The sequence below is a fragment of the Klebsiella sp. BIGb0138 genome, from assembly GCF_004342285.1.
Lineage (GTDB): Bacteria > Pseudomonadota > Gammaproteobacteria > Enterobacterales > Enterobacteriaceae > Klebsiella.
Genome location: NZ_SMCV01000014.1, coordinates 66,080 through 80,095 on the forward strand (window position 1 = coordinate 66,080; position 14,016 = coordinate 80,095).

Below are 14,016 nucleotides of genomic sequence, written 5' to 3' on the forward strand. Positions count from 1 at the left end.
GAGTATGATTAATCTCTCCAGCCCGCGCATGCTGCAGCACTCGCTGCCGAAGCGCATTATGCACAGCCACTCCGGGGTGGTCAGCATCGCGCTGTTTTTCGTCTTCTGCTGCGTGGTCTTTTCGCTGATCACCGGCAACTTTCTCTCCGGCAGCAACTGGCTGAACATCATTCGCCAGACCGCGCCGCTGCTGATCGTCGCCAGCGCGATGACCTTTGTGATCACCACCGGCGGGATCGATCTTTCCGTGGGGTCAACCCTGGCGCTGGTGGGCGCGCTGTCGGCGATCGCCCTTAATCAATGGGGACTGCCGTGGCCGGTGGTGCTGATCGGCGGCCTGCTGGTGGGCGCGTTGATCGGCGCGATCAACGGTTTCTTTATCGCCCGCGAAGGGATCCCGGCGTTTATCGTCACCCTCGCGACGCTGGCGATCGTGCGGGGCATCGCCCTGCTGATCACCCAGGGCTACTCGATCCCCATTCCGCAAGACAGCCTCTTTACCCAGATGGGCCGCGCCTGGGTGCTCGGCGTACCGATGCCGGCGCTGATTGGCGTCGCGGTGCTGATTGTCGCCCATATCGCGTTAAATCATATGCGCTTTGGCCGCTACGTTACCGCGATTGGCGCCAACGCGGAGGGCGCGCGCCGCGGCGGGATCAATACCCGCTCGGTGACTCTGCGGGTGTACATGCTCAGCGGGATGGCCGCCGCGCTGGCAGGGATGATCATCACCGCCCGACTCGGCAGCGGCTCCTCCAACCAGGGGGAAGGCTTTGAGCTACAGGTGATCGCCGCGGTCGTTCTCGGCAGCACCAGCCTGTTCGGCGGATTCGGCACCATTATCGGCAGCCTGCTGGGCGCGCTTTCCATCGCCGTGATCCAGAACGGGCTGATCCTCTCGCATATCTCGCCGTTTTATACCCAGATTGCCACCGGCGCCATCATCCTGCTGGCTATCTGGCTGAACACCCGCATTCTCAATCCGGTCCGCCGCCCGGCGAAGGAGTAACCATGAACGTGAAAGGATCGATTTTTCGCCACCCGCAGCCGTTGCCGGTTGGCGTGAGTAGCGGCTACGTGATGACCGTCCTCGGCCCGATGCCGCTGGCGCAAATGGGGGTGACCCTGATGCACGAGCATATTCTGCTCGACGCCGCCGGGAAATGGGTGGCCCCCTGCTGCTGTAGCGATCGGCATATCGCCGAAGCGCCGGTGAGCATTGAAAATCTCGGCGAGCTGGCGATGAACCCGTTGATGAGCCGCGATAATTGCCAGCTGTTCGATGTCGAGACGGCGATTGCCGAACTGCTGAAATTTCGCGCCCAGGGGGGCGACACGGTGGTCGATCCCACCAACCTCGGCATTGGCCGCGACCCGCGAGCCTTGCAGCGGATTTCGCGCTTAACCGGGCTGAATATCGTGATGGGTACCGGGCTCTACCTTGAGCCTTCGCATCCGGAGTGGTCGAAAACCCTCGACGTCGCCACGCTCGCCGACAAGCTGATCTACGACGTCGGCGGCAAAGAAGAGAAGCCGGAGGTGATTGCCGGGCTGATTGGCGAAATCGGCGTCTCCAGCCGCTTTACGCCGCTGGAAGAGAAATCGCTGCGCGCGGCCGGACGCGCCAACGCCGCCACCGGCGTACCGATCGAGGTGCATCTGCCGGGCTGGGAGCGGCTGGGACACAAGGTGCTGGATATCCTCGAAGAGGAAGGCGCCGACCTGCGCCACACCGTGCTGTGCCATATGAACCCCAGCTTTGCGGATAAGACCTATCAGCGCGATCTCGCCCGGCGCGGCGCGTTTCTCGAATACGACATGATCGGCATGAGCTACTACTACGCCGATGAATCGGCACAGTCGCCCTCCGACGAGGAGAACGCCCGCGCCATCCGCGAGCTAATCGACGACGGCTTTATTCAGCAAATTCTGCTCTCGCAGGACGTCTTTTTGAAAACCATGCTCACCCGCTACGGCGGGCATGGTTATGGCTACATCCTCAAACATTTTGTCCCACGCCTGCGCCGCCACGGCGTCAGCGACGAACAGCTGGAAACGCTGATGATCGCCAACCCGCAGCGCGTCTTCGGCGGCGAATGGAGAAACCAATGAAAAAATCAGTTTTACTGGTCGGCGAGTCATGGACCAGCAGCGCCACGCACGTAAAGGGTTTTGATCAGTTTTTTACCGCCACGTTTCACAGCGGCGCGGACGCCTTTATGCAGGCGCTGGCGGACAGCGACTATGCCGTCACCCACATGCCTGCGCACGACGCGCAGAACCACTTTCCGCTGACCCTCGACGCGCTGCAAAAGTGGGACGTCATCATTCTTTCCGATATCGGCGCCAATACGCTGCTGCTGCATCCGGATACCTGGCTGAAGAGCAAGCGGACCGCCAACCGCCTGACGCTGCTGCACGATTACGTGGCGGCGGGCGGCAGCCTGATGATGATCGGCGGCTACTTTAGTTTCCAGGGGATTAACGGCGCGGCGCGTTTTCGCAACACCGCCGTTGAAAAAGTGCTACCGGTACGCTGCCTGGCGTGGGACGACCGGGTAGAAACCCCGGAAGGCTGCTACGCCGAAACGGTCGCCCGCCATCCGCTGCTGGACGGACTGGACGGCGAGTGGCCGTGGCTGCTGGGCTATAACGAGGTGGAAATGCATCCGCAGGGCGAGCTGCTGGCGACCATTGCCGGAACCGGCCATCCGCTACTGGCGATACGTCAGTATCAGCGCGGACGCACCCTGGCGTGGACCAGCGATATGTCGGCCCACTGGTTGCCGGAGGAGTTCAGCGCCTGGGAAGGCTATCGCCGCCTGTGGATTAACGCTCTCGACTGGTTAACCGGGGCGCAGCGATGAATACGCCGACGCTCGCTCTCGCCCGTCAGTTGCTGAGCTTCGAGACTATTAACCCGCCCGGCCGCGAAGCGGAGTGCATGGCGTTCCTTGCCGACTGGCTGCGGGAACGGGGATTCCAGGTCACGCTGTCGACGTTCGGCGAAGGACGCAGCAATCTGCTCGCCAGTTTGCCCGGCAAGCGCGGCGGTTTACCGCTGGCCTTCACCGGCCATCTGGATACCGTGCCTCTCGGCGACGCCCCGTGGAGCCGCGATCCGTTCGGCGAAGTGGATGGCGACCGGCTATACGGCCGCGGCGCCAGCGACATGAAAGCGGCGATCGCCGCTTTCCTTTGCGCCTGCGTAGCCCGGTCGGAAGAGATAGACGCGGGCAATGGCGTGGTGCTATTGCTGACCGGCGGGGAAGAGACCGGCTGCGACGGCGTACAGGCGCTGCTGGCGCAGGGGACGCTACCCGCCGTCGGGGCGCTGATCGTCGGCGAGCCGACGGCGAACTATCCGGTCATCGGCCATAAAGGGGCGCTCTGGCTACGCTGCCGCACCCGGGGCAAAACCGCCCACGGCGCAATGCCGGAGCTGGGAATTAACGCGATTTATCGGGCGGCGGACGCCCTGCAAAAAATCCGTCACTTCTCGCCCGGCCCGCCGCACCCGCTGATGCGCCAGCCGACGCTGAACGTCGGGAGGATAAGCGGCGGGCTGAATATCAATTCCGTGCCGGACAGCGCGGCGTTCGATGTCGATATCCGCACCGCGCCGAATCTCCGGCACGACGATATCTGTACCCGGCTGCATCAGCATCTTGGCGAGGAGGTCAGCCAGGAAACGCTGGTGGATTTGCCCGCCGTGCTCAGCGATACGGATGCGCCGTGGATCCGCGATCTGTACCGGCTGTGCCAGCCTTTACACCCGCAGCCGCTGGTTCCGCGCATTGTTCCCTACTTCACCGATGCCTCGCTGCTGCTGCCCGCGCTTAATAGGCCGCCGTGTATTATTCTCGGCCCCGGCGAACCGACGATGGCGCACCAGACCGATGAATATTGTGAGCTGGGCAAACTCGCCGCCGCCGAAGCGCTCTATCAGCAGATTATCGTGGCTTACGGAGCGCCCGGCATGACCTGAGACCCGGCAAAATGGCGGGCGTCTGGCGTGATACCTTTTAGCGTTTCGATGACCTGGCCGATGAAGGCGGCGTGGCGGCGTCCGTATGCCGGTAAAACGCACGCGGCGTTTCGCGACGAAATCCCAGGCCGATGATCCGACCGAACAATCGCGGCAGCCAGCGGCTGTGGCTGACGTAGGTCATAAAACGGGAGCCGCCCGCCGCGCGGCGTTTCTTCGGCCGGCGCTGGCTCATTTTAATTTGCAAAAACTGCGTGGCTTTGGTGGGGAAATCGCGCCGCCGCTGCACCCGCCGTAGATGTTTTAGCTGTAAACACCGCTGACGCAGCGGCAGGATAATGGCGTTAGCCGCGGCCACCGCATCCTGAATCGCCAGATTAACGCCCACTCCGCCGATAGGCGACATGGCGTGCGCCGCGTCGCCGATGCACAGCACGCCAGGCTTTGCCCACTGCTCCAGCCTGTCGATACGGATGCTCAACAGTTTGACCTGCTCCCAGCTGACAATCTCCTGAAAGCGGTCGTCCTGAAACGGGGCCGCCTCGGCCACCTGCAGCAGAAATTTCTCCAGCCCGTGCTGCCGAATCGTATCAAAGCTCCCCTTATCGATCGCATAGCCGCACTGCCAGTAATCCCCGCGATCGATCATGATAAAGTTGCGCTTTGGCCCGGTATGGCCCATCGACCATGACGGATCGCCCGGTCGCTTACTGAGTTTCATCCACAGCAGGTCGCGCGGCGAACCAAACGACCGGCTGCTGAGCGCCGCTTTTTCCCGCACCACGGAGTGCCGCCCGTCGGCGCCGACCACCAGTTGGCAGGCCACGCCGATCGGGCCTTCCGCGGTATCGGCCACAACGCCGCACACCCGATCGTGCTCATAGATCAGCTGTGACACCCGCGCCGACTTGATCAGGGTGAAATGGGGAAAAGCGGCGGCCCGTTCCGCCAGAAAACTGAGGAATTCCCACTGCGGCATAAAGGCGATGAATTTGCAGCGTGTCGGCAGACGGGTGAAGTCCGCCAGCATCACATTCCGACCGGCGATTTCCGCCCACAGCGTTTCCGCACGCTGGTGCGGCAGCGTCAGGAGATCGTCAAGCAGCCCGAGCTGGTGCATAAGTTCCAGCGTTGAAGGGTGAATGGTATCGCCGCGGAAATCACGCAGAAAATCATCGTGTTTCTCCAGCACCGTCACGTCGATGCCCGCCCGGGCTAACAGGTAGCCCAGCATCAACCCGGCGGGGCCGCCGCCTACGATGCAGCAATCGGTGGAGTAAGGCGCGAACGAGGATGATGGCATGCTCTTGTCCCGGAGAACGACCCGCCTGCGGTGAGTCGACGCGTCGTGAAAAATACATCGTATTGATAATGATTATCAATATCACGCGAGACTGTCAACCTGTTGCGCCGCGAGGATGGCCGGCTCGTCATCCACCTGGCGGGCCACAGTGCGGGAAACAACCGCGTCCGCGCCGTGTTAGCGCCGCATGAGGAATTTTTTCAGTAAATTTCTGCCCGATTTTCTCGCCTGAGTGACCTCTCTACTGAGATTCCAGTTTCATACATTCAGGGAACAGTCGATGTCTATACAAAACAACCGCGCGGCAAAAGGTGTATCCGCCAGAGGTACCCGGCGTCATATTCATCATCCTGGCAAAAAACGGGCCTCTGGCAGAATGGTCAACCCCGCGTGCGGGCTGCTGGTTCTGGCCTCTTGCGTGACCTCCGTTTTTGCCGCGCAGACCCCGGCGGCGCCGTCACAACAAACCGATATTCAGTCTTTCGCCATTCCGGCTGGCGATCTAACCCCGGCGTTACAAAATCTCGCCAGTCGCGCCCGGGTCATTCTGACCTTTACGCCAGAGCAGACCCGGGGCAAAAGCACTGCCGGCTTGCAGGGGCGCTACAGCCTTGAAGAGGCCTTTAACCGATTGCTCGCGGGGAGCGGTCTCAGCGCGCAGCAGACGGCGAACGGCTATCGCCTGGCGGCGGCTGAGCCGCTCGAGGATCTGGTGATCCCGGAGCTGTCGGTGGTCAGCGGCTTAAGCGATAGCGTCTCGGCCGGGCGTTCGACCTTAAATCAGGAAGACATCGCGCGCGTGCAGGCCGATAACGTCGCCAGCCTGCTCGATCGCCTGCCCGGCGTCTCGATGGCCGGCTCCCCTCGCCCCGGCGGACAGAGTTTGAATATCTGGGGGATGGGCGATATGGAAGATGTCAACGTGGTGCTGGACGGCGCGCCAAAAGGGTTCGAGAAATACCGCCAGGGCTCGGTGTTCATCGAGCCGGAGCTGCTCAAGCGCGTTGATGTCGATAAAGGTCCGCATAACCTGCTGAATGGCAACGGCGGATTTGGCGGCACCATTACGATGGAAACCAAAGATGCCGGAGATATGCTGCAGCCCGGCGAGAATTTTGGCGGGTTGCTGAAGTACAGCTATCACACCAATGACCGCCAGGGGATCTACAGCGGCGCGCTCTATGGCCGCACCGAAGAAGGGTTTGCCGACGGGCTGGTCTATTTCAGCAAGCGCGACGGGGGCAACATTAAGCGGCCTGACGGCACGCGCTTTGCCTACTCCTCCAGCGATCAGGCCTCCTGGCTGCTGAAGTCCAACCTTTATCTGACCGATGCGCAGACCTTGACCCTGTCGGCGATGCGCTCCGAGTCCGACGGCTGGCAGCCGTTTGCCGCCAAGCGCGACGATATCAGCGCCCCCAGCCAGGCGGATATCGACCGCTACGGCCGGGATGAGGCGTGGCGCCGCATCCTGGTGTATCGCGATCAGGTGGACACCAACTATTCGGTAAAATGGAACCTGGCGCCGGAAGAGCAGCCGCTGCTGAACCTGACGGTATCTTACGCCCACTCGAAAACCGAACAGCATGATCAACGCCCGGATTCCGCGTCGCAGTACAGCTACCTGGGCTCGCTGGGGAACGAAAGCTGGGTGAGCTATGTCGATCGGCAGCTCGATATGAACAACGAGAGCCGCTTCAGCAGCGGCCCGCTCGATCATAAGCTGCTGTTCGGCGTGCGCTGGCATAAGCATAAACGCGATACGCTGATGTACTACCCGGCGCAGAAAAATAGCGCCAGCTACAACTACGGTTATTTCCAGCCCTACTATATGCCGGCGGGGGAGCAGGAAACCCGCAGCGCCTATCTGCAGGATGCGGTCAGCTACGGCAGCCTGACCATCACGCCCGGCGTGCGCTTCGATCACGTCAGCAATACCGGCCAGCCTAACCGCGCGCCGCGCTATAACGATAGCGATCCTGCCGCCGGGCATGATTACAGCAGCGTCACCTACACCGGCTGGTCTCCGCACCTGGGGGCAATCTGGAAAGCCACGCCCAACCTGTCGCTGTTTGCCGACGTCAGCCGCACCTGGCGCGCGCCGGTCATCGATGAGCAGTACGAAGTTCAGTCGGCCAGCTCTAACGTTCCCGGCACCAGCCGCGATCTTAAGGTGGAGCGTATTACCGGGATCCGGGTAGGCGCGGTGCTGGATTTCAACAACCTGGTGACGGCGGAAGACAGCCTGCAAATTCGTACTACCCTGTTCCGCAACCGCGGCAAGGATGAAATCTTCTATCGCCGCGGGGTGCTGTGCGACGCCGCCAGAAGCGGCGGAGAGTGCGGTCAGCCGCTGTCGAACTACCGTAACCTGCCGGGCTATACCATCGAAGGTCTGGAAATTGAATCCTTCTACGATAGCGATCGGGTGTTCGGCAGCTTTGCCTACTCCGCGATCCGCGGTAAGCGCGATGCTTCCCCGCGCGATCCCTGGGGCAACCAGACCTGGATTGCGGAAATTCCGCCGGTCACCGCCCACGCGGTGCTGGGGATAAAAGTGCCGCAATGGGACGCGGCGTTTGGCTGGACCGGCGATTTCGTGCGCAAACAGGACCGCTCGCCGGCCGACGGCGATCCCCTCGCTTCCGTCTGGGCGCTGCCGAAAACCGCCGGCTACTCCCTGCACGGCCTGTTCGCCACCTGGCAGCCCACGGCGCTGAAAGGGTTTGAGGCCCGGGTGGCGGTGGATAATCTGTTCAACCACGAATATTACCCCTACCTCGGCGAATCCGTGTCCGGGGTCGGGCGGAATATTAAATTCAGCGTCAGCCAGCGTTTCTGACGTTTTACCCACGGGGAGCCGTCGGCTCCCCTGCTTTCCCCTCCTGAACCCCCAGCGTAATGTAAATAATCAGCAATCTCTTGACACATAACTTACATTATTTTAATTAGTAATGATTCTTATTTTCATTTAAAACGCTCACGTTTGGTATGCCGTATGGCCAGGAAAGATATTGCAATCGCTAACGGGTTTGCCCGGCAGCTCTACAGTGAACATCACGGCTGGCTGTGCCACTGGCTGCGGCAAAAGGTCGACTGCGCCTGGCATGCCGAAGATCTGGCGCAGGATACCTTTATCAGCATTCTGCTCAGCCCACAGTTGACGGCCATTCGTCATCCCCGGCCTTTTTTAGCTACGGTGGCGCGCCGGCTGGTGGCCAACTATTACCGCCGCAAGCATATTGAAGAGCGTTATTTGCAGGCCCTGAGCGAGCTGCCGGAGGCCGAATCCCCGGCGGCGGAAATCCGTCTGCAGGCGATCGAGATGCTGGAAAAACTGGACCAGGCGCTGGACGGCCTGCCCGCGCCGGTGCGCGAAGCGTTCCTGCTGGCCCATCTGCAGGGCATGCGCTACTGCGATATTGCCGAGCGGCTGCGGGTTTCCACCAGCTCGGTCAAACAGTATTTGCAACGCGCGAATCTGCAATGTTTCTTTGCCTTATCATCGTCATAGCGGCGTGTTGATACCAGTATGAGTCCTTCATCCACTCTCAATGAACAAAGCGCCCGTGAAGCCGCCATCTGGCTGACGCAGCTGATGTCGGAAGAGGCCAGCCAGGAAGATCGGGACAACTGGCAGCGCTGGTATCAGTCGCGGCCGGAAAATGCCCAGGCCTGGCGGCAGATCGGTGAATTTTCCTCCGGTTTCTCTCTGCTTAACGGCGCGGCCGCGCAGCAGAGCCTGTCCCGCCTGGCCAACCCCCAGCGCCGCCGGCTGTTGAAGAGCATTGCCGTGGTCGGGCTGACCGGCGCGGTGGGGATCGGCGCCGGGAACGGCCTCTGGCAGCCGTGGCTGGCGGACTATCGGACGGCGATCGGCGAACAGAAAAATGTCACGCTGAGTGACGGCACGCAGCTGATGCTGAACACGCAAACGGCGGTCAACGTCACCTCCCACGACGACGGCCAGCAGGTGGCCCTGTTGAACGGGGAAATGATGGTGACGTCGCCGCAGAGCGCCGGGTTACTACGCCTGCGACTGCCGCAGGGCGAGCTCACCGCACACAACAACCGCTTCGCGATCCGGCTTAGCGATACGCAGAGCGATATTGCGGTGTATCGCGGCCAGCTGAACGCCCGCCCGGCGGCAGACAGCCACAGCGTGACCATCAATGCGGGCTATGGCCTGTGGCTTAATGAACACGGGTATAGCGCGTTACACCGGGTGCAGGCGGAACCGGCCTGGTTAAACGGTCTTATCGTCGCCGATGATATGCGGCTGGCTGATTTTCTTGATGAGCTGACGCGGTATCGCCGCGGCTACATCCGCTACCGACCGGAAGTCGCGAATCTACGGCTGTCGGGCGTTTTCCCGCTGAATAACACTGACCGCATTCTTGATGCGTTGCCTGACAGCCTGCCGGTCCAGATAAACTATCTGTCAAAGTACTTTGTCAGCGTATCCTGAAGTCATTTATTCCACTAAATAACTACTTATGGCGTTATATCCCGTTATTCCCGCCAGATATGCCCTTTGCGGCCCGGCGGCGTGTCCTGTCTATTATCTGATTGTGATTAACGTCGCGGCATTGCGCTCGCGACGACACGCTCTCCTGTACCGGTGGTAACTTTTCCATGTTAAATAAAAACGCACTCTCCGCTGCCCCGCTTTTCCCTCAGGGATGGGAGCGGGGCGCGGGAAGGCGGTGGACTTTCGCAGGTCTGCTGACGCTGCTCCTTCACGTGATGCTGCTGGGCTGGCTCTGCTATCAGTCCAGCCCGCCGCCGCCGCTACCGGCGGCCGCGCCGATGGTGGTGCTAATGCTGTCCAGCCAGACCCGGTCCGTCGCCAGCCCGGAGAAAATGCCGACCGGGGTACTCCAGACGCACTCCCTCCCCAGCAGCCGGCCTGTGGCGCAGAAGGAGGAGGCGAAAGAGGAGAGCCGGCCGGCGCTGACCCAGGCCCCGCAGGGCACGGAGCCGAAGACGCCTCCGGCGGTCAAAAAGAGCAAGCCCGCGAAGCGCAAAGACCCGACGCCGCCTAAAACCACGACGGAACGGGAGGCGATGCCGTCAAAAACGCCGCCCGCCCCGGATACCAGCGCCCCGCCCTCGATGAACGATAAGCAAGTCGCGGCGCCGCAGAACATGGCGGCGGCGCAGGCGAACCCGATGAGCTCAGACTGGAGCGGGCAGCTGCTGGCGCACCTGAGCCGCTTTAAGCGCTACCCCGCCGTGGCGCTCCGCCAGCAGCGACAGGGGGTGGTGTATATCAGCATCACCCTGGATCGCCAGGGCAACGTGCTGATGGCGAAGTTACTCCGCTCAAGCGGGGTGGATTCGCTGGACCACGAGGCGGAGCAACTGGCGAAGCGGGCCACGCCGCTGCCTGCGCCGCCGGATGATATCCGCGCGGGGCAGCCGTCGTTCAGCGTGACGCTCCCGATTCGTTTCGATCTCCGGGAGGCGCGCAGGTGAGGCTCAAGGCGCCTGCCGCTCCTAAGCCAGCATGCGGCGCATCACCTTCCCGGAGAAGGTTTTAGGCAGGGCCGAGGTGAAGTGGATACGCCGCGGCACGGCGAAGCGACCGCATCGCGCCACCAGCCGGGCGCAAATGTTTTTTTTGAGCGCGGCCTGCTGCGCAGGGTCGGCCGTATCGGTGACCACAAACAGCGCCACCATTTCCCCCAGCAGGTAGTGCGCCGTCCCGGCGGCAACCACCTCGACAACCCCCTCCAGCCCCATCAGGGCATTTTCTATCTCTGCGGTGGCGATGCGCTTGCCGCCGATATTCATCACGTCATCCATCCGCCCCTGGATAATAATCCGCTCGCCAACCCTTATCGCGCAATCGTGGGTGGCGTAGCGCCACTGTCGCTGCCGATACGACCAGTAGTACTGGTCGTGCTGGATATCATTCTGCCATAGCGTCGACATCCCGCCGGGGCCAAGCGTACCGTTAATCACCAGCATGCCCGTCTCGCCCGGCGCGCAGGTTTTCCCGCTGGCGGGATGAACCACCTCAGCCGCGCGGGTGAACACCGGCGAGAGCGCGCTGCCGGAGCCGGCCAGCAGCGGCCAGCCGGATTCGGTCTGCCAGTAATGGTTCTCGCAGGGCACCCCCAGCTGCGCGGCCACCCACTCATCGGTGGCGTTATCCAGCGGCTCGCCGGCGAGATAGAGCGTGCGCAGCGAGGTCAGATCGGCGCGCGGCCTGCCCTGCCGCCGGGCCATGCGGATCGCCCCGGCAATGGTCAGCATCCGGGTGATGCCGAGGGCTTCCACCATCTGCCACCAGTATTCTCCCGGCGAGTTAACCTCGCAGAGCACCGTCGTCAGCCCCGCCAGCAGCGGCCCATAGATCCCGTAGCTGTGCCCGGTCACCCAGCCGGCGTCGGCGGTGGTAAAGAAAATCTCGTCGTCCCGCAGCCGAAAGAGATGCACAAGGCTGGCCAGCAGCGCCACGGCGTAGCCGCCCGTATCGCGGACGATCCCTTTCGGCGTTCCCGTCGTCCCCGACGTAAACAGCAGATGCGAAGGCGCGGAGGCCGTAAGCCAGGTACAGGGCACGACGCTGCCGCGATGTCGTGCCAACAGCTCGCCAAACGCCCGGCCGTGCGTATCCACCACCCGCAGTCCGGCCATCCGCTCGGCGATAACGGGCAGTTCCTTACGGCCGCGCGGCTCGCGGCTATGCAACAGCAGCACCGGCTGGCTGGCGGCGATGCGCTGCATCAGGGCCTCATGGGTGACGGCGGAATAGACCACGACATGCACCGCGCCAATGCGCGCGCACGCCAGCATGGCGACGGCCACCAGCGGCGTCATCGGCAGGGCGATGAGCACCCGGTCCCCCGGCTTCACGCCCCAGCTTTGCATCATGCTGCTGAGGGTATTCACCTGCTGCCAAAGCTCGCGATAGCTCAGCCGGTGCGTTTGCCCGAGATAGTCGCGATGAATAATGGCGCACTTCTCCCCCTTCTCTGCTAAATGGCGGTCCAGGGCGTTAAAGCTGAGATTGGTGCGCCCGCCCGTAAACCAGCGGCAGCGCGGGCTGCCGTCAAGGCTTTCCACCACCTCGGTAAAATCCGTTTCCCAGTACAGCCGCGCGGCCTCTTCCCGCCAGAAGTCGCGCCGGAAGGGATCGTGCTCACTCTGCGCTGTTGGCATCGACGGCCTCCCGCGCGGCGATATGCCCGGCGCGGCGCGCGATGATCTCCGCCTGCCACAGAGCGTCATCGCCTACGCCTTCGAAACGCCCCGACCCCCAGGTCCAGAGCCAGGGCAGCCCAAGGAAATAGAGGCCCGCCTCAACCGAAACGCCGCGCTGATGGCGCGGATAGCCTTTCTCATCGAACGCCGGGACCTCGATCCAGCTGAAATCGGTGTGGAAGCCGACCGCCCAGATAATGGCCGAGATCGCCGCCAGATCGATCGGCTCCGCAGGCCCATCGGGCTGCCACGGCGCCTGGTAGCGGGCTTCGACCGGGGCATCAATGCCCTGCCGGGCAATCCACGCGTCGATGCTGTCTTTAATTTTTTGCGCGGTGGCGTCAGCGCCATCAAGGTTGGTCCGCAGGTCGTCAGCGGTGTGCAGTTTGCCATCGGCATACGCCAGCAGGCGCCCGTGCAGCCGCATTCCCTGGAGCGCAAACGCGCGTAAATCAATATCGCGCCCGCCGTCGCGCCCGGTCACATAGTGATTGGTTTTGCGCCGGGCCTCCTCGCCCTGCGGATGATCCTCCACCGTCAGGCGGTAGTGGCCCATATCGTCAAGCCAGTCCACCACGTCGCGGCCGCGATAAAAACGCGCCACCCGCGGCGCGCTGCCGACGCATAAATGCACCTGGCGTCCCGCGAGGTGTAGATCTTCGGCGATTTGCGCGCCGGACTGCGCCGAGCCCACCACCAGCACCTCCCCTTCCGGCAGCTGCTGCGCGGATTTGTAGTGCGCGGAATGGATCTGCACGATGCGCTCGGGAAGCCGGGCGGCAAGCTCCGGAAAGCGCGGGCGATGGTAGTTCCCCACGGCGACCACCACCTGGTCGGCCTGCAGCTCGCCGAGGGAAGTAAACAGCGTAAACCCGCCGTCGCGCTTCACTACCCGCTGGACGTTGACCCCTTCGCGCAGCGGGGCGTTGAAGCTCCGGGCGTAGCGTTCGACGTAGGCCACAATGTCGTCCCGCAGCATAAAGCCGTGGGGATCGTCGCCGTCATAAGGGAAGCCGGGAAGCTTGCATTGCCAGTTTGGCGTCACCAGGCAGAAGTTATCCCAGCGCTGCTCCCGCCAGGCCCAGGCCAGACGATGGCGTTCCAGCACAATATGACGGATGTTTTTTTGCGTCAGGCTCCAGCTCATGGCAAGACCGGCCTGACCGCCGCCAATAATGACGACAGGATAGGAGTTCGTATTCATCGTTTTCTCGGTTAACGTCAGGCTGTAATGGGGGTGATTTTTTCTACCGTGACTCTCTGCTCCGGGCTGAACTGCGCCGCCTTTTGCACGATTGCCGCCGATTGATCCTGCGCGCTGGAACAGTAATAGCCAAACTTCGCTTTGACCCTTTCGCTGGCCTCATCCAGCGCGCGCGTGGCCACCTGCACAAACTCGTTCAGCGCGTAGGGATGGTTGACCAACAGGTATTTTTCGATCGCCGTTGACGGCGAATAACAGGTTTCTTTGCTGCCGTCAGGCCAGCACACCACAAAATGCATTGCAGGCATT

General features: G+C 62.3%; 12 protein-coding genes. 8 read left to right on the top strand and 4 right to left on the bottom strand.

All coding sequences use genetic code 11. From position 1 onward, the window contains the following. Positions 1-7 precede the first annotated feature (7 nt). The 4 genes from EDF73_RS24215 to EDF73_RS24230 are packed head-to-tail and all read left to right on the top strand — an operon-like array spanning position 8 to position 3,988. On the top strand, positions 8-1,009 hold the full coding sequence (locus EDF73_RS24215; RefSeq protein ID WP_165905791.1) for an ABC transporter permease: 1,002 nt from the start codon (positions 8-10) through the stop codon (positions 1,007-1,009). 8 nt (positions 1,010-1,017) lie between these two features. Next, the gene (locus EDF73_RS24220) at positions 1,018-2,112 is read left to right on the top strand and encodes a phosphotriesterase-related protein (protein WP_132731589.1); all 1,095 of its coding nucleotides are present in this window, start codon (positions 1,018-1,020) and stop codon (positions 2,110-2,112) included. After that, positions 2,109-2,867, top strand: a complete 759-nt coding sequence (locus EDF73_RS24225; RefSeq protein WP_132731549.1) for a glutamine amidotransferase — start codon at positions 2,109-2,111, stop codon at positions 2,865-2,867. The genes EDF73_RS24220 and EDF73_RS24225 overlap by 4 nt, the downstream gene beginning before the upstream one ends. Further along, positions 2,864-3,988, top strand: coding sequence for a M20 family metallopeptidase (locus EDF73_RS24230; protein ID WP_132731550.1), 1,125 nt, complete (start codon positions 2,864-2,866; stop codon positions 3,986-3,988). The genes EDF73_RS24225 and EDF73_RS24230 overlap by 4 nt, the downstream gene beginning before the upstream one ends. A gap of 37 nt (positions 3,989-4,025) precedes the next feature. Here EDF73_RS24230 and EDF73_RS24235 read toward each other — a convergent pair whose 3' ends face one another. Further along, positions 4,026-5,291 carry an FAD-dependent oxidoreductase gene (locus EDF73_RS24235; RefSeq protein WP_132731551.1) on the bottom strand — a complete coding sequence of 422 codons (1,266 nt, stop codon included), beginning with the start codon at positions 5,289-5,291 and terminating at the stop codon, positions 4,026-4,028. Positions 5,292-5,667: 376 nt separating this feature from the next. Between EDF73_RS24235 and EDF73_RS24240 the strand changes: the two genes are divergently transcribed. From EDF73_RS24240 to EDF73_RS24255, 4 genes are all read left to right on the top strand, one after another. Continuing rightward, the gene (locus EDF73_RS24240; protein WP_132731590.1) at positions 5,668-8,133 is read left to right on the top strand and encodes a TonB-dependent receptor; all 2,466 of its coding nucleotides are present in this window, start codon (positions 5,668-5,670) and stop codon (positions 8,131-8,133) included. Between the two features lie 156 nt (positions 8,134-8,289). Continuing rightward, positions 8,290-8,805 (top strand): sigma-70 family RNA polymerase sigma factor, encoded by a 516-nt coding sequence (locus EDF73_RS24245; RefSeq protein ID WP_132731552.1) that lies wholly within the window; start codon positions 8,290-8,292, stop codon positions 8,803-8,805. 18 nt (positions 8,806-8,823) lie between these two features. Beyond that, positions 8,824-9,759, top strand: coding sequence for a FecR domain-containing protein (locus EDF73_RS24250; protein ID WP_132731553.1), 936 nt, complete (start codon positions 8,824-8,826; stop codon positions 9,757-9,759). A gap of 167 nt (positions 9,760-9,926) precedes the next feature. Continuing rightward, entirely contained in the window at positions 9,927-10,769 is an 843-nt protein-coding gene (locus EDF73_RS24255) for an energy transducer TonB (protein ID WP_132731554.1), read from the top strand. A 21-nt stretch (positions 10,770-10,790) separates the two neighbouring features. On the opposite strand, the gene EDF73_RS24260 is transcribed toward EDF73_RS24255, so the two are convergent. From EDF73_RS24260 to EDF73_RS24270, 3 genes are read right to left on the bottom strand one after another with little or no spacing between them, the layout of a single operon-like run. Further along, a complete protein-coding gene (locus tag EDF73_RS24260) occupies positions 10,791-12,461 on the bottom strand; it encodes an AMP-binding protein (protein WP_132731555.1) in 1,671 nt (556 codons plus the stop codon). Beyond that, complete coding sequence (locus tag EDF73_RS24265; RefSeq protein ID WP_132731556.1) at positions 12,442-13,707, bottom strand: MSMEG_0569 family flavin-dependent oxidoreductase; 1,266 nt, start codon at positions 13,705-13,707, stop codon at positions 12,442-12,444. Before EDF73_RS24265 ends, EDF73_RS24260 begins: the two co-directional genes overlap by 20 nt. Positions 13,708-13,724: 17 nt before the next feature. Continuing rightward, a complete protein-coding gene (locus EDF73_RS24270) occupies positions 13,725-14,015 on the bottom strand; it encodes an MSMEG_0570 family nitrogen starvation response protein (RefSeq protein WP_132731557.1) in 291 nt (96 codons plus the stop codon). Between the last annotated feature and the right edge of the window lies 1 nt (position 14,016).